Raw genomic sequence first — 26,300 nt, forward strand, 5'->3', positions numbered from 1 at the left:
AACACCGGGCCCCGGGCCCTCGTCGCCTCTCGGATCCTGATCAGTACCTTCCGCTTCGCCCCAGAGCCTGATACGGAATCCCCGTGACCTCCTCGACCCCCTCCCCCACTCCCCCGACCTCCTCCTTCGCCCCCGACTCGCTGGTCCTCAACCGCAAGCTGCCGCTCTGGTACCAGGTCTCGCAGTCCCTGCGCGCGTCGATACTCGGCCGCACCCCGGACGCCTCGCTGCGGCTGCCCACCGAGGAGCGGCTGGCCGCGCACTACGGCGTGAGCGTGCTGACCATGCGGCAGGCGCTGAAGGAGCTAGAGGAGGAGGGGCTGATCACCCGGCACCGGCGGCGCGGCACATTCATCGATCCGGCCGCGCGGCGCGGGGCGCCGGTGCGGCTGCTCGGATCGATCGACGCGATCGTGGCGCAGCAGTCGGGCGAGCCGACGACGGTGCTCGGGCACGGACCGGAGCCGGTGCCGGGGGAACTCGCGGAGTACTTCCCCGACTGCGCGTCGGTCGTCACCTACCGGCGCCTGCGGCGGGACGGGGCTACCGGGGAGCCCACCAACTGGGCGGAGAACGCGGTACGTCCGGAGCTCGCGGCCGGGATCGAGGTGTCCGACCTCGAACGGTGGCCCATGACGAAGGTGCTGCGGGACGCGGTGGGGGTGCGGATCAGCCGGATCACGGACACGGTGGAGGCTCGGCTGGCGGATCCGGTGACGGCGGAACTCCTTGAGGTGCCGCTACTGTCGCCGATCCTGCACTACACGGGGGTGACGTACGACGCGGCGGGCCGCGTGGTGGACGTCGCCCGCATCCGGTACCGGGGGGACCGGTTCTCGTTCTCCGTGACGGTGGAGGCCCGTTGATCTCGCCGGAGGCGGCTTTCCCGGGGGCTGCGCCCCGGACCCCGTTCGTCTGCGGATTGTCCGTGGCTGGTCGCGCAGTTCCCCGCGCCCCTACAGGGCGCCCCGCAGGGGCGCTTTCAGGGGCGCGGGGAACTGCGCGAGCAACCCAGCACGGCCCGCAGACAAAAGAAGCGGGGTGCAGGGGCCGCAGGCCCCGCAACAGGGTCCGGGGGCGCAGCCCCCGGGAGAGCCACCTCCACCCCCACCCACCCCCGGAGGGTCTAGGTGAAGGGGCGGGGAGGGGCCAAAACCCCCCGCCGGACGCCTAGCATTGGCCCCCGTGAGTGACGACCTGCAGCCGCTCGACGACCTGATGCCCTGGTCCGTGGCCCAACTCCGCCCCGGCCGCCCCTGGGTCACCGCCCCGGACGCCCGCACACTCCGCACCCGCTGGGACAGACTCGTCCAAGCGGACAGAGAAACCCGCGAACACCTCTTCCACCCCACCCGCACCCGCACCCTCCACACCCGAGTCACCGCCCTCCCCCTCCGCCCCACCAACACCGCTCCCCTGGCCCTGGAATCCGGCCCCTGCCCCACCCCCCTCCGCTTCACCCACGGCCCCTTCGACCAGCAGTGGCTGATACCCGATCACCGCCTCCTGGACGCCGCCCGCCCTGAGCTGTGGCGCGTCGCCGACGAGCGGCAGTTGTTCGTGGTGGAGCAGGGGTATCTGCCGAAGGCCGACGGCCCCGCCCTCACCGTCTCCGCCCTGCTCCCCGACGGCCGCTCCCCCGCCGGCCGCCCGGGGCGCATCCGCCCCCTCTACCGCCGCCCGGGCGCCACGGAACCCAACCTCACCCCCGGCCTGCTCCCCTTCCTCGGCAAGGCGTACGGGCACGACGTCACCCCCGAGGACCTGCTCGCCTGGACCGTGGCCGCCGCGCGGCCCTCGTCCTCCGGGTGCGTGCTGCCGCTCACCCCCGACCCGCTGCTCTGGGAGCGGGGCGTAGAGCTGGGGCACCGGATCGTCGAGCTGACCGTGCGCGGGGCGCGCGGCGGTGCGAAGCCCCGGCTGCCCGGCGGACGGCGGCCGTACGTACGGGCCGCGATCCCGGCCCGGCCGGACGCCCTGCGCTACGACCCGGAGGACGAGAGCCTGTACCTCGGCGAGGGCCGGATCTCGCCCGTCCCGCCGGGCGCCTGGGAGTTCGAGGTGAGCGGCGTACGCGTACTGGAGCTGTGGTTCGAGCAGCGGACCGAGAGCGGCGAGCCCGGCACGCTGGAGGCCGTCCGGCCCGCCTCCTGGCCGCAGGAGTGGACCTCCGAGCTGCTTGAGCTCATCACCGTGCTGGCCCTGCTGGACGAACTGCGGCCGCGGCAGCGGGAGCTGGCCGACGGACCCCGTCTCGCCCGGGACCGGCTCGTCGAGGCGCGTGTCCTGCCCGTACCACCCGCGGCCCGCCGCCCCGCCTCCGTACTCGATCATCATGAAGAGGGCCCGGACGGCCAGCTGGCCCTCCTCTGATCCCGATGATCCCGAGCCAACCCGTGACAAAAGCGGTCCGTCCGCGATAAGCACGGCCCCATGAGCACTCCGCAGCCCCTCCCCCTCGACGGGATCACGGTCGTCGCCGTGGAACAGGCCGTCTCCGCCCCGTTCGCCACCCTCCCCCAAGCTCTTTCCATACGCGCACAAGCGGGCGTACGACATGCTTGTCCAGTGCGAGGCCGGTCTGGTCTCCGTGACGGGGACCAGCTGCGCCGGGGTACGACCGGCCGGGGCGGCCCGGTGGAGATCTCGATGCTGGAGGCGCTGGCGGAGTGGCTGGGGCATCCCCTGCACCAGGTGATGCACGGGGGAACGGAACCGGCGCGCACCGGGGTCGCGCACGCCGTCATCGCCCCGTACAACGCCTATGCGACGGCGGACGGCCAGGTGCTGCTCTCCGTACAGAACGACCGCGAGTGGCAGAGGCTGACCGAACAGGTCCTGGAGCGACCGGAGTTGGCCGAAGATGCGGCGTAGGCGACCAACACCGCGCGGACCGCGCACCGGGTGGAGACGGACAAGGGGTCGGTGAAGCGCTGGCGGTGCCGGCGCTGGGTGAGCACACCGAAGCGCTGCTGCGAGCCCTGGGGATGACAGAGGAGCTGACAGCAGCGCTGCGCCGGGACGGCGTGATCGCCTGAACGTGGATCAGGAAGTCAATGATTTCTCAGGACATCGGTTCCCCGGGACGCCGGTTTCTCGGGGGAGTCACTGATCGTGGGCTTTCGTGGCTTCAGCCGCGGCTGCCGAAGAGCGAGCGGCGAAGGCGCCGCAGCGGGGCGAAGAGCGAGACGCGGGCGCTCTTGCTCCTCCGGCGGTGCGCGGCGTCACGCGAGGTCAGCTCACGCATCAGCAACGTCGCCTCGGCCGACTCCCGCAGCGGGACGGCGGGGCCGCCCAGCACCGAGAGATGGCGGTCGAGCCGCGAGCTGGTCGCACTGCTCCCGCAGGTGATGGCAGGCACTCGCGCCCTGCTGCGCACTGTTATCTGTTCCATGTCACTCCCCACCCATACGAGGGCACCCGGCCCCGGGCAGGGTAACCCTATCGCCCTCGCATCACACTCGTGTATCCCGGTGGTGGGATTCACCTCTCCCGGGGTGGGGTTGACACGAGGCACTGATTACTCTCCGAATATGCCTGATTCCAGGGCGAGTTGGACAACGCGTCCGAGGGGGCCACTACCGCGCTGACCTGAGCTAACGTGGAGAGGATCCGCCGTTGTGGTCGCGCCCTCGCCGAGGAGGCCCGCCAGTGAGCGAAGTGCCGGGCAATGCAGAGCGCGTGATCGGGGGCCGCTACCGACTGCTGTCCCCGCTCGGCCGCGGCGGCATGGGCGAGGTGTGGCGGGCGCGCGACGAGGTACTGGGGCGCGAGGTCGCGGTCAAGGAGGTCCGGGCGCCGGCCGGGCTGGACTCCACCGACGAACAACGGCTGTACGCACGCCTCGAACGCGAGGCGTGGGCCGCGGCCCGGATCTCGCACCGCAATGTGGTGACGGTCTACGACGTGGCGACCCACGACGGCCGCCCCTGGATCGTGATGGAACTGGTGCGCGGGCTCTCGCTCTCCGAGGTACTGGAGGCGGACGGGCCGCTGTCCCCGCAGCGCGCCGGGCACATCGGGGCCGAGATCGTCGCGGCCCTGCGCGCCGCGCACGACGCCGGGGTGCTGCACCGCGATGTGAAGCCCGCCAACGTACTGCTCGCCAACGACGGCCGGGTGGTCCTCACCGACTTCGGCATCGCCATGGTGGCGGGCACGTCCACGCTCACCATGACGGGCGAGGTGATCGGGTCGCCCGAATTCCTCTCCCCCGAACAGGCGTTGGGGCGCACGCCCGGTCCCGCGTCGGACCTGTGGTCGCTCGGAGTGCTGCTGTACGCGGCGGTCGAGGGCAGCTCGCCGTTCCGCCAGGCGACCCCGCTCTCCACCCTGCGGGCCGTGGTCGACGAGGAGCTGCCGCCGCCGCGCCGGGCGGGCGCGCTCGCCCCGGTGATCGGGGGGCTGCTGCGCAAGGACCCGGCCGAGCGGCTGTCTCCGGAGGAGGCCGAGCACCAGCTGCGCGTGGTGGGCGCCGGTGGTGAGGTACGGGACGTGCCGCCGCCGCACCCCGGGGCATACGGGCCGACGGTCACTTCCGGGACGCCGGGCCTCGGCCGGACGCCGCCGCTGCCGATCCCGGTGGCGTCGGGAGCGTACGGCCCGGAGACCCCGGAGCCGTCGACGGGCCGTCAGAGGCAGGCGGGCGTGGTGCTGTTGGTCGGGGCCCTGATCCTGCTGCTCGCGCTGGGCGGCCTCGCGTGGGCCCTGGCGCACAGCGGAGACGGCGGAGGAGGCGACGACGACGCGGGCACACCCTCCGCGCCGGGGCCGGTCTCGCACTCCACGCCGCACACCAGCAGCGCGGCCACCAAGAGCCACAGCACCACGAGCGCCACCACGGGCACCCCCAGTTCCAGCCCGAGCAGCTCGTCGGCGCCCGTGCCGTCCGTGAAGGTCTCCCTCCAGAGCGTTCGCGGAAGTTACGAGGGAACGTGCCCGCCGCCGGACGGCTCGGCCCCGGCCATGGTCGCCTCCTTCACCGTGGGCCGTACGCCGGTGGACGTCCAGTACCGCTGGGTGACGGCGGCCGGGGAGTCGTCCGACCCGGGCTGGAAGACGCTGAGCTTCGGGTCCGGCGACGCCAGGAGCAGGCAGGTGCAGCACATCGAGACGGGGTTCGAGGCCGGGAAGACGGTCCACAACGCGGTGCGGCTGGAAGTGCGCTCACCGGTCGCGGTGAACTCCAACTCCGTTTCGTACTCGGTCACTTGCACGGAGAAGACCCCGACGGGCGGGGCCTCCTCCTCGTACACGGCGCCGACGGGCGGTGGCTCGGGTTCGCCCGCCGGCTGAGGTGACGTCGGGCCGGGATCAGGCGGCGTTGGTGAAGGTGGGCAGGTAGGCGCCGGACTGTCCGGCGGCGGTCGGGTGGTAGGACTCGCCGATGTTGGTCCAGACGAGGCTGTTCAGCCAGGAGTTGCTGGAGCAGATCTCATGGTTGACGTAGGGCGGGACGACCGAGGCGAAGGTGTAGCCGTGGTCGGCCGCGCGCTTGGCGGTGACGGTGTTCAGCTCGTCCGCCGCGCCGTTGATCGCCGCGCGCGAGGTGTCGCTCAGCCCGCCGAAGCAGCTGCCGCCGATCTTGTAGAAGTGCGGGTAGCCGATGACGACGACATGGGCGTTCGGCGCCTTGGCTCTGATCGCGCTGTAGACGGAGTCGAGCTTTCCGGGCAGGACGGTGTCGGCGTAGGTGCGCGCCTGGTTGATGCGGTTGATACAGGTGGACTGCGAGTTCAGGACGCAGGTGGTCATGACGTCGGCGAAGCCCGCGTCATTGCCGCCGATGGTGATGGAGACGAGGTCGGTGGAGGAGTTGAGCGGGCCGAGCTGCTTGGCGGTGACATCGTCGGTGATCGCGCCCGAACACGCGGTGAAGGCGAACGAGGCAGGCGCGTGGGACGCCGCCCAGAGGGACGGGTAGGCCTTGGGCGAGCGCTTGCAGGAGCCGCTGGAGCTGTCGTACGTACCGGTTCCCACTCCTGAGGAGTAGGAGTCGCCGAGCGCCACATAGTCGGTGCCTGCGGCCTGGGTCGCGGCATTGGCCACGCCTGCCCCGGTGAGGGCGAAGGCTGCGGCCAGGAAGATCGACGACACATAGGCCGTCATACGGGAGAGCTTCATGTGGGGGCCTCCTAGTGCGGGATATCCGCCACAGATGTCGTACCAGCGAGTAGGGATCACCGGAAGTGGACATGCCAAGAACTTTCAGAAATCCGCTCCAACGGGGGAACCCCTGACCCTGAGATCCCGTCAATTGACCTTCACGGCACGGAAGTTCACCTGCACGCCCCTTGCCTTGACGGCCCTCCTGGGGGTGCGCCACATTGAAGCCCCGCTCACCCACGCAGAGGATCAGAGTGGCCCGGACGGCATCGGCCCCACGGGGTCCGCGACATGACAGGTCATCGGTTCACGCGGACGCGGCGGCGGTCGCGAGTGGCGCCGCGCTCGCCGTGTCCGGGGCCGGTGCCGCGCTCGCGTACATTCCGCTGGATTCGCCACTGCGCGCCCCGTTGGCGCTGTTCTTCTTGATCGCCGCGCCCGCCGAGGCGCTGTTTTTCGCCTTGCGCCGACTGGAACCGCTCACCCGCACGGTGGCGTCGTTATCCGGGGCGGTACTCATCGATCTGATGATCGCCGAAATCATGGCGGGCGCCCATGTCCGGTCCGTACGTGGCGAGATCATGGCGGTCGCCTTGATCAGCTTTCTTCTCTTCCTGGCGGGAACAGGAGTAAATAACTCCGCAAGCGACCGGTCGAGAAAGGCCAAAAACCCAAAAACGTGAGGCCACGTTCCAAGGTCTTGCCATACAGCCCCAACCATCAATACCGTCTTACATCCACCCGCATCGGTCCATCGTGCCAAGCGACGCCAGGGGAGGGGCTCAAGCGTCGCGATGGTGTGCCGGGCGGGGCGCGCTAGGGGGGTACCGTGCTCGGTCTTCGTGCGTCGTCGACCGGTCGCGGGCCGCGCGGCCAGCAAAGCCAGCTCACCCACACAGCACGGAATGCAAGACCTTCATGGCGGAAATGCCAGCTCGTCATGACCGGGGTGAGAACCCCCCTTTCGTAACCGGAAACTCATCCGGACCGCCCGGGGGCGGGCGGTCCACCGGACGAGAGGGTCAGAGACTCGTGAGCTCTTTTGTGCGCCCGGGCAGCCGGGAACAAGATCCAGCGGCCGAATCGCCGGGCCGAGAGGCCGACGGTCCCGCGTTGATCGCGGTGGCAGATGAATCCGCCGCCCGAATACTGGCCTTTCCCGCGCACTACCGCGCGGTCTCGCCGAATCTCGCGATCGCGCCGCCGGTCAGCGTCGTGATCCCCGCCATGAACGAGGCGGAAAACCTCCCGTACGTCTTCAGGACACTTCCGGACTGGATCCACGAAGTCGTCCTGGTCGACGGGAATTCCACCGACGACACCGTGCGGGTCGCCCGTGAACTGCGGCCCGACGTCAAGGTCGTCAAGCAGGTCGGAAAGGGCAAGGGAGACGCTCTGATCAGCGGATTCGCCGCCTGCACCGGCGACATCATCGTGATGGTCGACGCGGACGGCTCGGCCGACGGCGAGGAGATCGTCAGCTATGTGTCCGCCCTGGTCGGCGGCGCCGACTTCGCCAAGGGCTCCCGCTTCGCCAACGGCGGCGGCACGGACGACATGACGCCCGTCCGCAAGCTCGGCAACTGGGCCCTGTGCGCCATCGTCAACCGCAAGTTCGGCGCCCGCTACACCGACCTCTGCTACGGCTACAACGCCTTCTGGAAGCACTGCCTCGACAAGATCGTCCTGGACTGCAGCGGCTTCGAGATAGAGACCCTGATCAACATCCGGATCGTCAAGGCCGGTCTGCGGGTCCAGGAGGTGCCCAGCCACGAGTACAACCGGATCCACGGCGTCTCCAACCTCAGCGCCGTGCGCGACGGCATCCGGGTGCTCAAGGTGATCCTCAAGGAGAAGGCCGTACCCCGCAGCCACCGTCGACCGCAGGCGATCGGCCTCAACACCAGTCGGGGAGAAGTGTCTTGACCGACCGTCAGACCCGCGACTTCTCCGTGGTGATCTGCGTGTACACCGAGGACCGCTGGGAGGACATCCTCGCGGCGGTCGCCTCGGTGCGCCACCAGTCACGGCCGGCCCTGGAGACCCTGCTGGTCGTGGACCACAACCCGGCGCTGCTCGAACGGCTGGGCGGGGAGTACAAGAAGTGCGCGGCGGACGGGGAGGTGCGGGTGCTCGCCAACGCGGGCCCCCGCGGCCTCTCGGCCGGCCGCAACACCGGGATCGCCGCCGCGCGGGGCGCGTACGTGGCCTTCCTGGACGACGACGCCGTGGCCGAGCGCGACTGGCTGCGGCACTTCCACGAGGGGTACGCCGACCCCCGGGTGATGGCGGTCGGCGGGCGCACCGAGCCCGCCTGGGCCTCCGGACGCCGCCCGGCCTGGTTCCCCGAGGAGTTCGACTGGGTGGTGGGCTGTACGTACCGGGGCCTGCCGCCCGGCCGGGTGCGGGTCCGCAACGTCCTGGGCGGCAACGCCTCCTTCCGGCGCACGGCGTTCGACGCGGCCGGGGGCTTCGCCACCGGCATCGGCCGCGACGGCGACAGACGGCCGCTGGGCTGCGAGGAGACGGAGCTGTGCATCCGGCTCTCACGGGCCCTGCCCGACGCGGTGCTCCTGATCGACGACCGCGCGGTGATCCACCACCGCGTCCCGCCCGCCCGCGAGCACTTCGGCTACTTCCGCACGCGGACCTACGCCGAGGGCCTCTCCAAGGCGCTGGTCGCCCGAAGTGTGGGGGCCGACAAGGGACTGGAGTCGGAGCGCCGCTATACGACGAGGGTGCTTCCGGCCGGTGTCGTACGGGGGCTGCGCGACGCGGTACTCGGCCGGGCCGACGGGGCGGGGCGCGCGGGCGCGATCGTGACGGGCGTCGCGGTGGCCGCGGCCGGCTATCTCCTCGGCACCCTGCGGGCCCGCCGGGGCGGGACGGCCTTCGAGATCGCCCCGATCGCGGCGACGGCGGAGGCCGGAATGCGGGCGGATGAACCGGATGAAACTCAGCGGGACGGGCGCGAGCCGGACCGGAGCAGGCCTGGCGGAGCCGATCCGGGCGCGGACAAGTCGGCCGGGGACGAGGAGGAGGCCGCGTGAGTGCGCCCGTGCCGATCCTGATGTACCACGCGGTGGGCCACCGCCCGGCCGAGGCGGCCTACGGGCTCTCCGTCTCCCCGGACGCGTTCGCCGAGCAGATGAACGTGCTGGCAGACCGGGGCTTCACCCCGCTCACCACGGCCGGGCTGGCGCACGCGTGGCGCACGGCGGGAGCACTGCCGAGGCGCCCCGTCCTGATCACCTTCGACGACGGGTACGAGGGAGTGCACCGGCACGCCCTGCCGGTGCTCGCCAAACACGGCTTCGCCGCCACCCTCTTCGTCTCGACCGGCTGGCTGCGCGGCGCACACGAGGAGGGCGGCGCCCTCGACACCATGCTCGACTGGGACCAGGTGCGCGAACTGGCCGCGGCCGGCACGGAGATCGGCGGCCACAGCCACACCCACCCGCAGCTCGACCAACTCACCGCCGACCGGCTGTGGTTCGAGACCCTGCGCTGCAAGGAGATCGTCACCGAGGAGCTCGGCACCCGGCCCGTCTCCTTCGCCTACCCCTACGGCTACTCCAGCCGCCGGGTGCGCCGGACCGTCCGCGCGGCCGGGTTCGCCCAGGCGCTGGCGGTCGGCAACGCACTCGCCCGGCGCCGCCAGGGCCCGTATGCCCTGGAGCGGGTCACCGTGCGGCGCGGTACCGGTGTCGAGGAGTTCGAGCGGCTGGTCGAGGGGCGCGCCGTCGGCCGCACCTTCGCCCGCGACCGCGTCCTCACCAAGGGGTACGCGATGGTCCGCCGGGGACGGCAGGCCGGGCGCGCACTGGCCGGAAGGTGAGCGGCGGCGGTGACCGGGACGACCGCCGCCCGGCGGCGCGGGGCGCATGCCCGGGAGGAACGTGACGGCACCCCGCTCTTCCGGAACGCCTATGCCCTGATGGTCAACACCGGTATCAGCGCGGTCCTCGGCCTCGGCTTCTGGCTGGTGGCCGCGCACCACTACACGGAGGACGCGGTCGGCCAGGGGTCGGCGGCCATCGCGGCGATGAAGTTCCTCGCCGGGATCACCGCACTCACCCTGACCGGCGCCCTGGCCCGGTTCATCCCGGTGTCGGGCGCGGCCACCGGCAGGCTGGTGTTCCGCACCTACGCGGCGAGCGCCGTCGTCGTGGCCGTGGCCACCGTGCTCTTCCTCCTCACACTGAACGTCTGGGGCCCCTCCTACCGTTTTCTGCACGGAACGCTGCACGGCCTCGGCTTCGTCGCCGCCGTCGTCGCCTGGGCGGTCCTCACCCTCCAGGACGGGGTGCTGACCGGGCTGCGCAGCGCGTTCTGGGTGCCGGTCGGCAACACCGCCTTCTCCACGGTGAAACTCCTCCTCCTGGTGGCGATCGCCACCGCGCTGCCCACCACGGGCGTCTTCGTCTCCTGGGTGGCGGCGATCGCGGTCTCCGTACTGCCGCTGGGCTGGCTGGTCTTCCGGCGCCTTGTGCCCCGGCATGTGGAACTGACCGCCGCGACCGCGCGACCGCCCGGCCACCGCGAGCTCGTCCGCTTCCTCGCGGGCGACTGCACGGGCTCGCTCTTCGCCCTCGCCGTCGTCTATCTGGTGCCGGTGATCGTCGCCTCCCAGGTGAGCTCGTCCGACAACGCGTACTTCTACATCACCGCCACCATCGGCGGCACGGTGGAACTCCTCGCCATCAACATGGGCGCCTCACTGACCGTCGAGGGCGCCCACGACCCCGACCGCCTCGGACGCAACGCGCGCGCCGCGCTGATCCGGATGGCCAAGATCGTGGTGCCGATCTGTGCCGTGCTCTTCGTCCTGGCACCGCTGGTCCTGCGGGTCTTCGGCCAGGGGTACGCGGACCACGCGACGCCGCTGCTGCGCCTGTTGGTGACCGGAGCCGCCCTCAGGGTCGTGATCGAGCTGTACTTCGCGGTGCTGCGCGCGCGGAGCCGCACCGCCGGACTCGCCTACCTCCAAGGCGCGTTGTGCCTCCTGGTGCTCGGCTCGACCCTGGCCCTGCTCCCGCCGATGGGTCTGACAGGAGTGGGCATCGCCGAGGTGTCCAGCCTCGCCGTGATCGCGGTGATCGCGGCGGCGAAGCTGTACGGGGTGCTGCGGGCGGGGACGGGGGCGGACGCGGGAGCCGACGCGGAGGTTGCTCCGGACGCCCCGGATCAGCGGTCGAGCCAGCGCACCTCGTAGCCGGCCAGCGGGACCGACCGGCCGTCGACACGGGCCTGGACCGCGCGGTCCAGGGTGTTGACGACGAGGGCGGACTTGCCGCTCGCCAGCACCCGTATCCCCGATATGTCGTCACCGGTGCTCTCGGCCTTCTCGTACCGCGTGCCGGGCGGGAACTCCTTGGCGAACCGGGAGATCAGCCCGTACATCGGCAACGCCGCTCCCCCGTCGGCCAGTTGGGTCGGCTTCCACAGACAGCCGGGGCACTGCGCGGTGGTCTGCTGCGGGCTCCAGTAGAACGCGGTGGTCGCCCCGCCCCGCGCGATGGCGATCATCGCGGCGGCCTGGGCGGCGACCCGGCGCTGCTCGCTCCAGCCGGAGTTCTCCGGCTCCACGTAGTACTCCGTCCACCACAGCGGCAGTCCGTCCGACTGCTCGCGCAGCCAGCGGCCGACATCGGTGAACTTGTCGAGCGCGGTGAACGGGTCGGGCAGCGCCTGGTTGTCGCGGGTGAACCCGGCGCCGTCGACGGCCACGAAGTCGGCGCCCTTCTTGTGCGCGTTCCAGTAGGTGAAGGCGTCCAGCACCCGCTGGTCGACCGAGCCCCAGGGCCCCTTGAGCTCGGAGGCGAACTGGGTGTCCGCCGGAGCGTAGCTGTCCATGACCAGATAGGGGCCGCCCACCTGGTTGTCCTCGTTGACCTGCTTCACCTCGTCGTAGACGAGGTTGTACAGCTGTGTGTACCCCTCGTAGTTCCAGCGCTGGCTGGTGTCGTCGAAGAACCCCTTGAACTCGTTCCACACCACGAAGTGGCGCACGTCCGGGTAGCGCCTGGCGACGGTCGCCGCGAGCTCCGCGAAGTCCTGGTAGTGCGACGGAAGGGGCGCGGACTCCAAGGACTTGAGGCTCCAGTCCGTGTGATCCGCGCCCGCCTTGCCGCCCTTCATCCAGTCGGGCGCGCAGCACAGCGTGATCACGGGGGTGGATCCCGTGGAGCGGATGAAGGCGATCCGCCGGTCGAGGTCCGAGAAGTCGTACACACCCGGCGACGGCTCCGGGTTGCCCGCCCCCCAGCCCATGATCGCCTGGTCCTGCGGCAGGGACTGCCCGGCCAGCAGCGTGCGGGCGCGCGCTACGGCCTCGGTGGTGCCGCTGTCCGCGCTGAACTGGGTGTGGGTGAAGCCCCAGCCGAGCTCGGGGTCGTCCCGGGCGGGGCCGGTGGGGCCGCCGGAGCCGGACTTGCCTTCGGACGGGCCGCCCGTGGAGCCCCTCATGGCGAGGACCAGCGCGAGCACGGCCGCGACCAGGCCGAGCAGTGCGGCCGGAGCCCATACATGACGACGCATCACGATTCAGCCTATCGACGGAGGTTGCCTTTCGGACGTTTTTCAACCGAACACTCATGGAACGTCCGGCCCCCCACCTCCGGTTCCCGCCCCGGCCCAACGGGACAAAACACCGTGCACGGCGAGGCGTGTTGCCGGATCATGGAAGCCATGTCCGCGAACCCTGAAGCCACGCTGCCGATCCGGCTGAACGTGGACGACAGCGACTCCCCGTCCGATGTCGTCGACGCGCTGTTCCTCGGCCGGTTCGCCACGGGCGAGCAGCCGTTCTCGCACAGCTCCTCCATAGACCGGGTCAAGAAGGGCGTCAGCCTGCTGCCGGCCGGGGCGACCGTGCTGCGCGCGGCGCGCGACGACGACCGCAGCGCCACGCTCGCCGAGGGCGACGGCTGGACGCTGCTCGTCTCCCGCTGGAACCGGGGCGCGGACGTCACGGTGACCGCGACCAGCGAGGACCTCGCCGAGAGAGTGCTGAAGCAGGCCACCGAGGGCGCGGAGGACGAGCCGGAACCGGTACCGGAGAACGTCACGATGGGCTTCTGGTACGTCTCGCCGCGCCGCGGCCCGCACCGCACCACCCGCCAGATCGCGGCCGGTACGTGGGAGGAGGTCCGCCCCAACTACACGGCGCCGGTGGCCGAGGCGATGGACCACCTGATGAAGGTGACCCCCGACGACATCGCGGGCCGACTGCTGCTGCTCCATGGCCCACCCGGCACCGGCAAGACGTCGGCGCTGCGCACGCTCGCCCGCTCCTGGCGCGACTGGTGTCAGGTGGACTGCGTCCTGGACCCGGAGCGCCTCTTCAACGACGTCGGCTACTTGATGGACATCGCGATCGGCGAGGACGACGGCACGGCGAAGGGCCGCTGGCGGCTGCTGTTGCTGGAGGACTGCGACGAACTGATCCGTGGCGAGGCCAAGCACACGGCGGGGCAGGCCCTGTCGCGCCTGCTGAACCTGACGGACGGACTGCTGGGCCAGGGCCGCAACGTCCTGGTCGGCGTCACCACCAACGAGGACCTGGAGCGCCTGCACCCCGCGGTCGTCCGCCCCGGCCGCTGTCTGGCCCGTATCGAAGTGGGCCCGATGACCCGCCGCGAGGCGGTGACCTGGTTGGGCACGGAGGAAGGCGTCGGCCGCGAGGGCGCCACCCTGGCCGAGCTGTTCGCCCTGCGCCGCGGCACCACACCGCCCAGCGTCCCGGACCCCCGGGAGAGCGCGGACGCGGGGCTGTATTTGTAAGGGGGTGTAGGGGGTGTACTTGTACGGGGCGCTCGGCTTGCGGCTTGCGGCCGGGGGTTGGTCGTCAGTCGCCGTACACCGCTCGCACCGCGTCGGACACCGCCGCTTGTGCCGCTTCGCGGCTGAGGCCCAGGCGCCGCACCTCCTCGGCGTAGGTCCGGGCGGCCGCCGCGGCCCGGCGTTCCGCCGCGTCGCCCGCTGCCGCGACGAACGTGCCGTTGCGGCCACGCGTCTCGATCACGCCGTCCGCCTCCAGTGCGCGGTAGGCCTTGGCCACGGTGTTGGCGGCGAGCCCGAGCTCCTCGGCGAGGCCGCGCACCGTGGGCAGCTTGTACCCCACGGGCAGCACCCCCGCCCTGGCCCGCTCGGCGATCTGGGCCCGCAGCTGCTCGTACGGCGCGCTGGCGGCTTCCTGGTCAATGACGATCTTCAGGGTCACACGCCGATTCTGCCCCTCCCCCGCCCGGGGCGAAAATGGGAGGCACCGTTCGTGCCCTGCGCGTAACGTCCGACTCCATGACCGTGACTGTCCGAGCACCACGGCCCGGCACCTCCCTCGACGCCGAATCCGTACGGGCATCGCCTAAGACAGCCCGCTCCCCGGACAGGCCTTTACCGCCAACGGCCCGATGCTGACGATCAACAACTGGTCCCCTACGAAATCTGCGCTACGGAGATACGTCATGTCCGCGAACTCGGCCGAGCCCGGCTCCCTCCTCACCATCACCCTGGTCAAGTCCGGCCGTACGAAGATCGGTTACCCGGCGTCCGTGGTGTCCGACGACGGCGTCCGCCTCACGGTCCGCGCCCCCTGGGCGGCCGACGGCGTCCGCGACTTCGGGTTCGTCCGCTTCGAGCCGGGCGACGTCTTCACCGAGCACTACTGGCGGGACCGCTGGTACGCGGTGAAGGAGGTACGGGCGGCCGACGCGTCGCTCAAGGGCTGGTACTGCGACATCACCCGCCCCGCCGTGGTGCGCGACGGAGCAGTGGTCGTGGAGGACCTGGACCTCGACCTCTGGGTCTCCGCCGACGGCGGCACCGTGCTCCGCCTGGACGAGGACGAGTTCGCCGAGAGCGGCCTGGCCGACCACGACCCGGACGCGGCGGCCCGCGCCGTACAGGCCCTGGACGAGCTGGAACTCCTGGCGAAGCTCGGCAAGTTCACGGCGCTGCTCGACTAGTACGCGAGCAGTACGCGCGCGTTACGTCCCGGAACGGCCCGCCTCATGTCCGGGCGGGCCGACTTCGTACCCAGCCCTTCGTGCCCGGCCTTCGTGCCCGGCTTGCCCGGCCTTCGTGCCCGGGAGGCGGCCCGCCTCGCGCCCGGTGGCGGGCCGCCTCCCGGCCCGGGGCGGCCCGTTCTTAACCGTCTCTCAGTCGCTCCTTAACGCGACCATAAAGATCGCCATCACCCGCTCCCAGCAGCCGATTTCGCGGTTCTCGGCGGCTAGCGTGCTCCACGCCCACCCCGTGCAGCACCGAAGGAGAACGTCACGATGACCGCTCGTCGCAAGGCCGCCACCATCGCCGCCCTGGCCATGGCGCCGCTCGCGCTGACCGGGCTCGCGGCCGGTCCGGCCGCTGCCCACGGCTCGATGACGGATCCGGTCAGCCGGGTCTCCGCCTGCTACGCCGAGGGGCCGGAGAGCCCCCGCTCGGCCGCCTGCAAGGCGGCCGTCGCCGCCAGTGGGACCCAGGCGTTCTACGACTGGAACGCGGTCAACATCGCCAACGCGGCGGGCAAGTCGAAGCAGATCATCCCCGACGGCAAGCTCTGCAGCGCGGGCAACGACAAGTACAAGGGCCTCGACCTGGCGCGCGCCGACTGGCCGTCCACCAAGCTGACCGCCGGGCGCCACGCCTTCCACTACAAGGGCACGGCTCCCCACAAGGGCACGTTCGAGCTGTACATCACCAAAGGCGGCTACGACCCCACCAAGCCCCTGAAGTGGTCGGACCTGGAGTCCGCGCCGTTCGCCAAGGTGACGAACCCGTCGATGCGGAACGGCGATTACGTCTTCGACGCGACCCTGCCCGCCAAGTCGGGCCGCCACCTCGTCTACTCGATCTGGCAGCGCTCGGACAGCCCCGAGGCCTTCTACACCTGCTCCGACGTGGTGTTCGGCAAGGACAGCGGCGGCACCGGATCCGCCCCGGCCCCGACGGCCTCGGCGCCGACCCAGCAGCAGGTCGAGGACGGCGCCTCCAAGTCGACGGTGGAGCACCACGGGCACGGCGACGACGACGCGAGTACGGGCGCGGGTGCACCGGCGCGGCAGGCCGCCGACAAGGGCGGAAAGCCGAGCGGCGAGCAGCCTGGCAAGCAGGGCGGCGGCAAGGAGCAGTCCGGCAACCAGCCCCGGACCGACAGCGTGGCCGCGGCTCCGGCCCAGAACGGCTCGGTCAGCACCGAGAACCTCGCCGAGACGGGCGGGAGCGGCTCCACCCCGTACCTCGCGTTCGGCGGTGCGGCCGCCCTGGCCGCGGGCGCCGCGTTCCTCTTCCTGACCGTCCGCCGCAAGGCCGCACCGGCCGGCGGCCGCCACGGCCGCTGATCCACCCTCTACACCCGCACAAGGCGAGGCCCCTTCAACCTACTTCGTAGGTTGAAGGGGCCTCGCTGATGCCGGTGCCGACCGGTATGCGATCCGGCGCCGTCTACGGGGAGCGCGGGCTCAGCCGATGACGGACGCGCAGGTGGTGGGTGTGGCGTGCGCGGGGTCGAGCGCGTTCACCACTTCGTGGTAGGTGATGCGGTCGACGAGCCCCATCGCCACGTGCTCGGAGAGGTCGAGGGCGCACTTGTCCTGGATGAGGACGTTGTCGACATCGGGTCCGTCCAGGAACTGCGAGCGGTACGGGGTGACCACCTCGTCGTACTTGCTGGCGATGACGGTGTAGTGCACCCCGGGAACGGTGTCGCCGCCCGCGTTGAGCTTGGCCAGGAACGGCGACCCGGCCACCTGGTCGGCGAGGCCGGGGGTGGCGAGGTTGAGCAGGTCCCCGGCGCCGGGGAAGTAGGGCAGCAGCGCCGTGAGGCCGAGCAGGGTGGTGCCGTGGTTGTCGGGCGCGATACCGACCAGGGTGTTCACCTTGGAGGCGCCGCCCATGAACTTCAGATACCAGCGCGGCATCATGCCGCCCTGGGAGTGCCCCACGAGATCGGCCTTGGGGGCGCCGGTCGACGCGAGCACTTTGTCTACGAAACCGGCGAGCTGTTCGGCCGATTTGTCGATGTGGCCGAGACCGTTGAAGAGCGGTACGCCCGGGAACTGCCCGTAGTCGAGGGAGAAGACGCAGTAGTCCCGGTGGGCGAGGTACGGGGCGAGGGCCAGCCAGTTGTCGACCGAGTTCCCGAAGGTGCCGTGGACCAGGACAACGGGGCGGGGGTGGGCGGCGGAGGGCTTGCAGGAATAGTTGTTCCAGCCGCTGCTGGGGGCGGACTGGGCGTGCGCGGCGGTGGCGGGAACGGCGGTGGCCGCGGCCGCGAGCAGCAGCGCCGCCAGCGGTCCGAGCAGGTGTTTCCAGGCGCGGCGGGGCTTCCAGGGCAGCATCGAGCGATCTCCTTGCGGCTCAAGGGGAGTTGCGGGGACACACACCCTGTGATCCGGACCACAAGTGCTGTTCGCTCGCCAAATTACGCACCAGTAGCCTGAGAGTGAAGTTACGCGTCAGTAAAAACTGCCGTGTCGCTGTCCGGGCTCAGCTACCTCCCTTCCGGCACCCACGCTCCCGGCTCCCTCATTCGCGGCCCCGCCGCCGCCCGACCCCGCGGCTCTTGACCCCTACGCCTTCGCCCCCTGCACCTTCACCCCTGGCGCCCTCATCCCCGTCGGCCGACAGCAGCTTCTCCAGCGCCGCGGCGAGATCGGCCGCGAGTTCGTCGTCGACCGGGGCGTGGCGGCTCAGCAGCCGGTACCACATCACCCCGAACGCGAAGTCGACGGCGAGGTCGAGCGACGCGTCGGCGCCCTCGCTCAATTCGCCGCGCCGCACCCCGCGTTCCAGGATCTGGCGCAGCACCTCGCGGCGCGGGCCGATCACCGACTCCTGCAGCCGCCGGGACAGCTCGGCGTCGCCCTGCGCGTCGGCCATCAGCCCCACGATGGCCCGGCCGGTGACGCCCCGGGTCAGCTCGAAGGTGTAGGCGAGGAGCTCCTCGACATCGCCGCGGACGCCGCCCGTGTCGGGGAACAGCCGGTCGGGGGTGCGGTGCGGCAGCTCACCCAGGACTTCGATGAGGACGTCCTGCTTGGACGGCCACCAGCGGTAGACGGTCTGGCGGCCGACGCCGGCTTCGTCCGCGATCCCCTTCATCGTCAGTTCCTGGTAGCCGTCGCGCTGGCACAGCTCCAGCGCGGCCTCCAGCACGGCGCGCCGGGCCGTCTCACTGCGGGGCCGCCCGCGGGGGGCCGGACCCTCGCCCGACCCGCCTCCCGGCACCTTCGAGGAATTTTCGGGATTCTCCATGGGACCACTTTACAAGACACCGTGCACCGGAATACGCTTTACGAGACACGGAGCACCGTAATTTGTCGAAGCGTGGAAGGTACGGCATGAACGAGCGAGTTGTGATCATCGGCGGCACGTCCGGCATCGGCCTGGCGGCCGCGCGGCGCCAGCTCACCGAGGGCAGGGATGTCGTCGTCACCGGCCGCACCCCGGAGCGGCTGCGTGCGGCGCTGGCCGAACTGGACGCGCTGGAGGGCGTGGTGGGCACGGCGACGGGCGCGATCGTGGACGCCCGGGACGAGACGGCCACGGTCGAGTTCTTCGCCGGCCTCCAGCGGGCCGACCACGTCGTCATCGCCGCGACCGGCGCCACCGCGGCGGGGCCGTTCCGCTCGGTGACGACGGAGGCGCTGCGCGAGGCCGCCGAGGGCAAGTTGATCGCGCACAGCCTCACGGCCCGGGCCGCCCTCGAAGTCCTGTCCCCCGGCGGGTCGCTCACCTTCCTGACCGCCGCGTCGGCGGGCGCCGCGATGCCCGGCACGGCGGGGCTCGCGGCCGTCAACGCCTCGGTCGCGGCGATGGTCCCCGTCCTCGCCGTCGAGCTGGGCCCGATCCGGGTCAACGCGGTCTCGCCGGGCGTGGTGGACACGCCGTGGTGGGACTGGATGGACGCGGACGCCAAGGCGCAGACCTTCGCCTCGTACGCCAAGTCGACCCCGGCCGGCCGCTGCGGCGCCCCCGAGGACATCGCGGACGCCATCGCGTTCCTCATAGGCAACAGCTTCACGACGGGCGTCGTGCTCACGGTGGACGGGGGTGCGCGGCTCTCGGCAGGGGCGTAAGCAAGTACGCCGCGGGCGGGGCGAGGTCCCCGGCCCGGCCCCGGCGAGGCGGAACCGGGCCGCACTCAGGCAGCGTCGGCCAGGGTGCCAGGGGCTGCTGCGGTGCCAGTGACTGCTGCGACGCCAGGGGCTGCCACGGTGCCGACAGGGGCGGCCCCCGGACCGGTTGCCGCCGCCGCGCTGACGATCGCGGCCGGGCCGAAGCGGGCGCGGGCGCGGTCGGCGACCGCCTCGATACGGCGGGCCCGGTCGTCCGCGGGGTCGAACGTCAACTGCCGGGAGGCCAGTCGGGCGGGCGTCAGCCCCTCGGCCCGCAGGGAGATGCCCCGGACGCGGGCTCGCTGGAGGCCCAGCGACTCGTGGATCGCGTACGCCAGCGCGGTGAGCGCCGGGGAGTGGGCCGTGGGCTCGCGCAGGGTGCGGCCACGAGTGGTGGTGGACCGGTCGGCGTATCGGACGGTGAGCGTCAGGGAGCGGCACACCTGCTCCGTACCGCGCAGCCGGGCGCCCAGCTCCTCCGTGAGGGAGAGCAGCGCACGGCGTCGGCGGTCGGGGTCCAACTCGTCACGGGGGAAGGAGCGTTCGGCACCGAGGGAGCGGGCCGCCGCGTTCGGTACGACGGGGGTGCGGTCGATGCCTCGGGCCCGTTCGTGGAGCTCGCGCCCGGACCGCGCGCCGACGATCCGCTGCAAGGTGGCGAGCGGGGCGGCGGCGACCCTGCCGACCGAGTCGAGCCCGTACGAGCAGAGGGTACGGGCGGTCGCGGTGCCGACCCCGTCCAGCGCGGCGACGGGCTTGTCCGCCAGGAACTCCGTCACCTCGTCCGGGGACAGCGCCAGGGTCGTGCCCGGCCGGGCACCCCGGGCGGCCATCCGGGCCAGCATGGGGTTGGGCCCGGCCCCGATGGTGCAGTCCACTCCGCAGTGGGCGAGCGCCCTGACCCGGATGACGGAGGCGAGCTGGGCCGCGTTCCACCCGAAGTACCGCTCGGCGCCCCGCACATCGACGAGCGCGGCGTCCGGCGGGAGCGCCTGGACGACCGGGGTGAGACCGCCGAGCACCGCGAGCAGCGCGGGGAGCGCGGCCTCACGCCCACCACCCGCACCCGCGCTCCCACCGGCCCCGACAGCCGCAGCCCCGGCACCCGTACCACCAGCAGCCCCGGCACCACCCGTACCACCGGCAGCAGACCCTTCAGGCACAGGAGACACAGGAGACACAGGAGGCATATGGAATCGGACGCAGAGGATCATCCCGCGCTCCCCGGGCTCTGGTGCCACAACTTCCGGCCGGTGGCGGCTCGTTCGCCGGGGGGCTGGAGGTCGGCCCAGGGGTTCAGCTGATACCCCGTGGACAGTTCGATACGGCGTCCACCGTCGGGCTCCTCCCCGGGTGTCCCCTCTCCCTCCCCTTCTCCCTCGCCCTCGCCGTCAGGCGTCGGCGTCGGCGCCGGGGTCGACAGGCGGGCGGAGACCGCGTCCAGGCCGCCCTCGCGGCGGAGTTCGACCAGCTCGGCCAGGTTCCAGGCCGCGGCGCCCACCACGCTGAGGCTGCGCGGGCCGCGTCGCTGCACCACCCCTCGTACCAGCAGGAGCCAGGAATGGAAGACAGTGTGAGCACAGGCGGCGTGGCTGTCGCCGAAGAAGGCGAGGTCGACCAGGCCCGTCCCGTCGTCCAGCGTGGTGAAGATGACCCGCTGGCCGGACCGGATGGGCGGGGTCTGGGTGGCCGCCTTGGCGCCCGCGACCAGGACGGTCTCGCCGTGCCCGGCGTCCCGCAGCCGCTTGGCCGAGACCACGCCCAGCTCCTTCAGGAACGTCTCGTGATCCACCATCAGATGGCGGGAAGCGTCCATGCCGAGGACGCCCAGCTCGGCGCTGAGCCGTTCCGCCTCGTCGAGGTCGGGCAGTCCGGCGCGGGCCGTCCGCCGCCCGTCGCCGAGCGGGAGCTGGCCGCCGCCGGACCCGGCCGCCCGCTGGGCGCGGTGGAGTTCGGCGAGGTGCAGCAGCAGGTCGCGCCGGTTGCCGCCGAACGCGTCGAGCGCGCCGACCTGGGCGAGCCGTTCGGCGACGGGGCGGCTCGGCCTGGCCCGCCGCCAGAAGTCGAGCAGCGAGGAGTAGGGCTGCCCCTGTTCGATCCGGGCGGTCTCGGCCTCGCTGATCCCCTGGACGTCCGCGAGCGCGAGCCGGAGCCCCCAGATCCGGGAATTGGACACCAGTTCGATTCGATGGGCGGCCGCCGACCGGTTCACGTCCACCGGCAGGATGGGCACCCCGCGCCGCCGTGCGTCCGCGAGGAGCAGACGCTTGGGGTACATCCCGGGGTCATGGGTGAGCAGCCCGGCGTAGAAGGCGGCCGGGTGGTGGGCCTTGAGCCAGGCCGACTGGTAGGTCGGCACGGCGAACGCGACGGCGTGCGCCTTGCAGAAGCCGTACGAGCCGAAGGCCTTGATGATCTCCCAGGTGCGGTCGATCACTTCGGGCGTGTACGAGCGCTCGGCCGCGCGCGCGGCGAACCAGACGCGGATCTTCTCCTGCGACTCGGGGTCGGAGAGGGCGCGCCGGGCCTGGTCGGCCTCGGCCCGGTCGCAGCCGGTCATGACGGCCACCATCCGGATGAGCTGCTCGTGGAAGACGACCACGCCGTAGGTCTCCTCCAGTACGTCCGCCAGGTCCTCGTGCGGGTGGCGCACCGGGGCCCGCCCGTGGCGCGCCTCGATGAACGGCCGGACCATGTCGGCGGCGACCGGCCCCGGCCGGAAGAGCGAGATGTCCACGACCAGGTCGTGGAAGGTCGAGGGCTGCAGCCGTCCGATCAGATCGCGCTGGCCCGGCGACTCGATCTGGAAGCAGCCGAGCGTCTCGGTGGAGCGGATGAGCCGGTAGGTCGGCAGGTCCCCCTGCGGCACCTGGCGCGGGTCGTCGAGGTCCAGCTTCCGGCCGGTGGTGCGGCCGATCTCGGCGACCGCGTGCGCCATCGCCGACTGCATCCGTACGCCGAGGACATCCAGCTTGAGCAGCCCGAGGTCCTCCACGTCCTCCTTGTCGAACTGGGACATGGGGAACCCCTCGCCGCTGGTCGGCACCACCGGGGTGCGGCGCAGCAGCGTGATGTTCGAGAGCAGCACTCCGCACGGGTGCATGGCGACCCCGCGCGGCAGCCCGTCCAGCGCCTCGACCAGCTCCCACAGCCTCCCGTGCCGCCCCTGCTCCGCCGCGACCTCGCGCAGCTCCGGCAGTTCGGCCATCGCGGCGCGGGCGTCACGGGCCCGGATGTGCGGGAAGGACTTGGCGATCCGGTCGATCTCGGCCGGGTCCATGGACAGCGCGGCGCCCACGTCGCGTACGGCGTGGCGGACCCGGTAGGTCTCGGGCATGGCGACGGTGGCGACCCGTTCGGTGCCGAAGCGGCCGATGATCGCGCGGTAGACGTCGAGGCGGCGGGCGGACTCGACGTCGATGTCGATGTCGGGCAGCACATAGCGCCGGGTGGACAGGAAGCGCTCCATCAGCAGGCCGTGTTCGACGGGGTCGGCGTGGGCGATGCCGAGGAGGTGGTTGACGAGCGACCCGGCGCTGGAGCCGCGCGCGGCCACCCGGATGCCCATCTCCCGTATGTCGTCGACGACTTGGGCGACGGTGAGGAAGTACGCGGCGAAGCCGTGGAAGGCGATGACGTCCAGCTCCCGGTGCATCCGCTCCCAGTACGTGCGGTCGGTGTCGTAGCCGCGCAGCACCATGCCGGCGGCGGCCCGGGAGGCGAGGACCCGCTGCGGGGTGCGGTCCGCGGCGCCGACGAGATGGGGCTCGGGGAAGTAGCTGTACGTCTTGAGGCCCAGCTCCCCCCGGGGGTCGACCAGGCACGCGGCGGCGGTCTCCTCGGTCGTGGTGAGCAGCCGGTGCGCGGCGTCCCGGCGGAACCCGGCGGCCTCGGCGACCCGTTCGGCGGCGCGGGCCATGGCGGCCGGGTCCTTGAGCCAGCGCTCGCCGCTGTCCAGCCCCCGGCGCGGGTCGACGGGGACGAGCCGGCGGGCCGCGTCCAGGACGTCGGCGACCGGCCCGAGCCCGGCGTCCGCGTACCGCACGGCGTTGGTCAGCACGGCCGGTACACCCTGTTCGGCGGCGAGGCCGAGGGTGCGGGCGGCGAGCCGCAGCGAGCCGGGCCCGGTGCCCGCGCGCCCGTGGTGCACGACCTCCAGGCGCAGGGCGTCGCCGTACAGCTCGCGCCACGGCGCGAGGAGGTGAGCGGCCCGGTCCGGGCGGCCGGTGGCGAGCGCCCTGCCCACCTCGGACGCGGGTCCCAGCAGCACGGTGAGTCCGTCGGCGGGCAGCGCGGACCAGGAGAGGACAGGCGGTCCGGCGGCCGTGTGGGCGGCGGTGATCAGCCGGCAGAGCTCCGCCCAGCCGGTGGCGCCGTCCCGGGCGAGGAAGGTGGCGCGCGGCGCCGACTCGTCGACGAAGGCGCCGCCCCGCACCGGGGTGCGCGGACGCCGGGCGGAGGCGACCTCTCTCGCCTGCCCCTTCGCTTGTTCGAGGAGGTGTTCCGGGACGGCGAGGTCGGTGCCGAAGAGCGGGCGCACCCCCGCCGCGGCGCACGCCTTGGCGAAGCGCACGGCGCCGGCGAGGGTGTCCCGGTCGGTGAGAGCGAGTGCGTCCATCCCCCGTTCGGCGGCGCGCTCGGCCAGCCGTTCCGGGTGGGAAGCCCCGTACCGCAGGGAGTAACCCGAAACGGTGCGCAGATGCGTGAAACCGGGCACCCGCACCTCCTGGACCAATCGTTCTCACTTCCCCCTCCTTCACCATAGACCAATTTTCGAACGTACGTGCGATGGATGAATGAGCGGCCAGTGCGCGCGACCAGTACGAAGGTCGTCAGCCATTCGGACCAGCCCCGACTGCGCCGCCCTGCCGCGCCCCGGAGGGTGAGGGGCATGACGTTCGTCGACGAGGTGAAGAGCGCCGTCACCGTGCGGGCCGCACTGCTGGTCACGGGGGTGCTCGGGCTGATGGTCGCGTTCATCGCGTCCTATGCCGGGGCCTTCCACAGCCCCAAGCCGAAGGACGTTCCGTTCGGGGTGGTCGCACCCGCACAGATCAGCGCACAGGCTGTGCAGCGGCTGAACGCGATCCCCGGCGGCGCGCTGGACGCCCGTGCGGTCAAGGACCCGGCCGCGGCCACCCGGCAGCTGCGCGACCGCGACATCGACGGCGCGCTGATCGTCGACCCGAGGTCCACCACCGACACCCTGCTCGTCGCGGGCGGCGGCGGGGCGTCCCTCTCCCAGGCCGTCGAGCTGGTCGTCACCGCGATCGAGAAGGCCGAGCAGCGCACCGTGAAGGTGGTCGACATCGCCCCGGCCCACCGGGACGACGCCCGGGGCCTGTCCTCGTTCTACCTGGTCGTCGGCTGGTGCGTGGGCGGCTATCTGTGCGCCGCGATCCTGGCGATCAGCCATGGCGCCCGGCCCGCCAACACCCAGCGGGCAGTGATCCGGCTCGCCGCCCTCGCGGTGTACTCGATCGCCGCCGGGCTGCTCGGCGCGCTGATCATCGGGCCGGTGCTCGGCGCGCTGCCGGGCAGCTACCTGGGCCTGGCGGGCCTGGGTGCGCTGGTGGTGTTCGCGGTCGGCGCCACCACCCTGGCCTTCCAGGGCCTCGCCGGGATCGTCGGCATCGGGCTCGCGATCCTGGTCGTCGTCGTCCTGGGCAACCCGAGCGCGGGCGGCGCCTATCCGTATCCGCTGCTGCCGCCGTTCTGGAAGGCGATCGGCCCCGCGCTGCCCCCGGGCGCCGGAACCTGGGTGGCGCGCTCCATCGCGTACTTCCGGGGCAACGCGGTCACCGGCCCGCTCCTGGTGCTCTCCGCCTGGGCGGTGGGCGGGGCCGTGGTCACCCTGGTCATGGCCGGGCTGCGCAAGAAGGACGTACGCGCGGGGGACGACCCGCTCGAAGTCGGCGCGGGGGCCGGGACCGGCGCCTGAGCGTCCTCGACGGCCCCGCCCGCCCCGTACGTACGCGCAGACGAGGCCGACCGACCGGTTCGGGTGTTCACGAGTGAGAATCCGCCCACCTTCATGGAATCGAAGGCGGTTTCGCTGGTGGATCTTCCATTCCTAGATCCGAATGAGCCTGCGCCCCAGGAGTCTCCGGCTCGGGCACGTCCACCGCGGAAGCGTCCACCGCGGGAGCATCCGTCGCAGGCGCCGCGAAGACCTGCTGCGGGGCCGCCCGCTCCAGGAACCGCAGCAGCTCCACCGGGAACGGCAGGACCAGCGTCGAGTTCTTCTCGGCCGCCACCGCCACCACGGTCTGGAGCAGCCGCAGTTGGAGGGCCGCGGGCTCCTTCGACATCACCCCGGCCGCCTCGGCCAGCTTCTTCGACGCCTGGAGCTCCGCGTCCGCGTTGATCACCCGCGCCCGGCGCTCACGGTCGGCCTCGGCCTGACGGGCCATCGAGCGCTTCATCGTCTCCGGCAGCGAGACGTCCTTGATCTCCACCCGGTCGATCTGCACGCCCCACCCCATGGCCGGGCTGTCGATCATCAACTCCAGGCCCTGGTTGAGCTTTTCACGGTTGGAGAGCAGATCGTCGAGGTCGCTCTTGCCGATGATCGAGCGCAGTGAGGTCTGGGCCATCTGGGAGACCGCGAAGCGGTAGTCCTCGACCTGGATGACGGCGTCGGCCGGGTCGACCACCTTGAAGTAGATCACCGCGTCCACCCGGACGGTGACGTTGTCGCGGGTGATTCCGTCCTGCGCGGGGACGGGCATCGTCACAATCTGCATGTTCACCTTGTGGAGCCGGTCGGCGAGCGGAAGGATCAGGGTGAAGCCCGGGCCGCGCACCGATCCCCTGAGTTTGCCCAGCCGGAAGACCACACCGCGTTCGTACTGCTTGACGACCCGGGCCGCCGCCATCACATACACGATGCCGGCGGATCCGACGGCCACAGCCGTCGCCACCAATGCCTCGACCATCACGGCCCCCAAGGGTCCGAATCGGACGTGTACTTCGACGGTAACTCCGCTTCCGTCCCAGGGGGAGTCCCGGTCACACTCCACTGAATGGGTAAAACGCGGGCGGGAGGGGAATGCCGCAACAGTCGATGCCTGT

General features: G+C 71.8%; 21 protein-coding genes and 2 pseudogenes. 14 read left to right on the forward strand and 9 right to left on the reverse strand.

Features of this window, described 5'->3' with window-relative positions:
- The first annotated feature begins 83 nt into the window (after positions 1-83).
- The 3 genes and pseudogenes from OG965_RS11150 to OG965_RS11160 form a co-directional block, all read left to right on the forward strand.
- On the forward strand, positions 84-866 hold the full coding sequence (locus tag OG965_RS11150) for a GntR family transcriptional regulator (RefSeq protein WP_371651669.1): 783 nt from the start codon (positions 84-86) through the stop codon (positions 864-866).
- A 310-nt stretch (positions 867-1,176) separates the two neighbouring features.
- Complete coding sequence (locus OG965_RS11155; protein WP_371651671.1) at positions 1,177-2,373, forward strand: type ISP restriction/modification enzyme; 1,197 nt, start codon at positions 1,177-1,179, stop codon at positions 2,371-2,373.
- A 157-nt stretch (positions 2,374-2,530) separates the two neighbouring features.
- A pseudogene (locus tag OG965_RS11160) lies at positions 2,531-3,038 on the forward strand (CoA transferase); the annotation flags it as partial.
- A 92-nt stretch (positions 3,039-3,130) separates the two neighbouring features.
- Here the strand turns inward: OG965_RS11160 and OG965_RS11165 are convergent.
- Positions 3,131-3,394, reverse strand: a complete 264-nt coding sequence (locus OG965_RS11165) for a hypothetical protein (protein ID WP_067156261.1) — start codon at positions 3,392-3,394, stop codon at positions 3,131-3,133.
- A 257-nt stretch (positions 3,395-3,651) separates the two neighbouring features.
- On the opposite strand from OG965_RS11165, the gene OG965_RS11170 reads away from it, so the two are divergent.
- Positions 3,652-5,295, forward strand: coding sequence for a protein kinase (locus OG965_RS11170; protein WP_371651673.1), 1,644 nt, complete (start codon positions 3,652-3,654; stop codon positions 5,293-5,295).
- Positions 5,296-5,313: 18 nt separating this feature from the next.
- On the opposite strand, the gene OG965_RS11175 is transcribed toward OG965_RS11170, so the two are convergent.
- Entirely contained in the window at positions 5,314-6,123 is an 810-nt protein-coding gene (locus OG965_RS11175; RefSeq protein WP_371651675.1) for an SGNH/GDSL hydrolase family protein, read from the reverse strand.
- A 332-nt stretch (positions 6,124-6,455) separates the two neighbouring features.
- On the opposite strand from OG965_RS11175, the gene OG965_RS11180 reads away from it, so the two are divergent.
- From OG965_RS11180 to OG965_RS11200, 5 genes and pseudogenes are all read left to right on the forward strand, one after another.
- A complete protein-coding gene (locus tag OG965_RS11180) occupies positions 6,456-6,788 on the forward strand; it encodes a hypothetical protein (RefSeq protein ID WP_371651677.1) in 333 nt (110 codons plus the stop codon).
- A gap of 439 nt (positions 6,789-7,227) precedes the next feature.
- On the forward strand, positions 7,228-8,031 hold the full coding sequence (locus OG965_RS11185; protein WP_371651679.1) for a glycosyltransferase family 2 protein: 804 nt from the start codon (positions 7,228-7,230) through the stop codon (positions 8,029-8,031).
- Positions 8,028-9,155: a glycosyltransferase family 2 protein gene (locus OG965_RS11190; protein WP_371651681.1), complete on the forward strand. Its 1,128-nt coding sequence runs from the start codon at positions 8,028-8,030 to the stop codon at positions 9,153-9,155. The genes OG965_RS11185 and OG965_RS11190 overlap by 4 nt, the downstream gene beginning before the upstream one ends.
- Positions 9,156-9,175: 20 nt before the next feature.
- Positions 9,176-9,943: a polysaccharide deacetylase family protein gene (locus OG965_RS11195; protein ID WP_371656912.1), complete on the forward strand. Its 768-nt coding sequence runs from the start codon at positions 9,176-9,178 to the stop codon at positions 9,941-9,943.
- A 99-nt stretch (positions 9,944-10,042) separates the two neighbouring features.
- A pseudogene (locus tag OG965_RS11200) lies at positions 10,043-11,278 on the forward strand (lipopolysaccharide biosynthesis protein); the annotation flags it as partial.
- 14 nt (positions 11,279-11,292) lie between these two features.
- On the opposite strand, the gene OG965_RS11205 reads toward OG965_RS11200, so the two are convergent.
- Positions 11,293-12,645, reverse strand: coding sequence for a xylan 1,4-beta-xylosidase (locus OG965_RS11205; RefSeq protein WP_371651683.1), 1,353 nt, complete (start codon positions 12,643-12,645; stop codon positions 11,293-11,295).
- Between the two features lie 150 nt (positions 12,646-12,795).
- Here OG965_RS11205 and OG965_RS11210 point away from each other — a divergent pair, with 150 nt between their 5' ends.
- Complete coding sequence (locus OG965_RS11210) at positions 12,796-13,890, forward strand: DUF5925 domain-containing protein (RefSeq protein WP_371651685.1); 1,095 nt, start codon at positions 12,796-12,798, stop codon at positions 13,888-13,890.
- A gap of 64 nt (positions 13,891-13,954) precedes the next feature.
- Here the strand turns inward: OG965_RS11210 and OG965_RS11215 are convergent, their stop codons facing one another.
- Positions 13,955-14,329: a GntR family transcriptional regulator gene (locus tag OG965_RS11215; RefSeq protein ID WP_361375178.1), complete on the reverse strand. Its 375-nt coding sequence runs from the start codon at positions 14,327-14,329 to the stop codon at positions 13,955-13,957.
- A gap of 244 nt (positions 14,330-14,573) precedes the next feature.
- Here OG965_RS11215 and OG965_RS11220 point away from each other — a divergent pair, with 244 nt between their 5' ends.
- Entirely contained in the window at positions 14,574-15,074 is a 501-nt protein-coding gene (locus OG965_RS11220) for a DUF402 domain-containing protein (RefSeq protein WP_371651687.1), read from the forward strand.
- A gap of 315 nt (positions 15,075-15,389) precedes the next feature.
- Positions 15,390-16,448 (forward strand): lytic polysaccharide monooxygenase, encoded by a 1,059-nt coding sequence (locus OG965_RS11225; protein WP_371651689.1) that lies wholly within the window; start codon positions 15,390-15,392, stop codon positions 16,446-16,448.
- A gap of 120 nt (positions 16,449-16,568) precedes the next feature.
- Here the strand turns inward: OG965_RS11225 and OG965_RS11230 are convergent, their stop codons facing one another.
- Together OG965_RS11230 and OG965_RS11235 are read right to left on the reverse strand one after the other, a co-directional pair.
- Entirely contained in the window at positions 16,569-17,447 is an 879-nt protein-coding gene (locus tag OG965_RS11230) for an esterase/lipase family protein (RefSeq protein WP_371651691.1), read from the reverse strand.
- Between the two features lie 187 nt (positions 17,448-17,634).
- Positions 17,635-18,363: a TetR/AcrR family transcriptional regulator gene (locus OG965_RS11235; protein WP_371651693.1), complete on the reverse strand. Its 729-nt coding sequence runs from the start codon at positions 18,361-18,363 to the stop codon at positions 17,635-17,637.
- An 86-nt stretch (positions 18,364-18,449) separates the two neighbouring features.
- Between OG965_RS11235 and OG965_RS11240 the strand changes: the two genes are divergently transcribed.
- Positions 18,450-19,187, forward strand: coding sequence for an SDR family oxidoreductase (locus tag OG965_RS11240; RefSeq protein ID WP_371651695.1), 738 nt, complete (start codon positions 18,450-18,452; stop codon positions 19,185-19,187).
- A 65-nt stretch (positions 19,188-19,252) separates the two neighbouring features.
- Here the strand turns inward: OG965_RS11240 and OG965_RS11245 are convergent, their stop codons facing one another.
- Together OG965_RS11245 and OG965_RS11250 are read right to left on the reverse strand one after the other, a co-directional pair.
- Complete coding sequence (locus OG965_RS11245; protein ID WP_371651697.1) at positions 19,253-20,389, reverse strand: hypothetical protein; 1,137 nt, start codon at positions 20,387-20,389, stop codon at positions 19,253-19,255.
- 47 nt (positions 20,390-20,436) lie between these two features.
- Complete coding sequence (locus OG965_RS11250) at positions 20,437-23,943, reverse strand: DNA polymerase III subunit alpha (protein ID WP_371651698.1); 3,507 nt, start codon at positions 23,941-23,943, stop codon at positions 20,437-20,439.
- 174 nt (positions 23,944-24,117) lie between these two features.
- On the opposite strand from OG965_RS11250, the gene OG965_RS11255 reads away from it, so the two are divergent.
- Positions 24,118-25,167, forward strand: a complete 1,050-nt coding sequence (locus OG965_RS11255; RefSeq protein WP_371651700.1) for a DUF3533 domain-containing protein — start codon at positions 24,118-24,120, stop codon at positions 25,165-25,167.
- A 91-nt stretch (positions 25,168-25,258) separates the two neighbouring features.
- On the opposite strand, the gene OG965_RS11260 is transcribed toward OG965_RS11255, so the two are convergent.
- Positions 25,259-26,164, reverse strand: a complete 906-nt coding sequence (locus OG965_RS11260) for a slipin family protein (protein ID WP_371651702.1) — start codon at positions 26,162-26,164, stop codon at positions 25,259-25,261.
- Positions 26,165-26,300 lie beyond the last annotated feature (136 nt).

Origin of the sequence: Streptomyces sp. NBC_00224, from assembly GCF_041435195.1 — a bacterium.
Classification (GTDB): Bacteria; Actinomycetota; Actinomycetes; order Streptomycetales; family Streptomycetaceae; genus Streptomyces.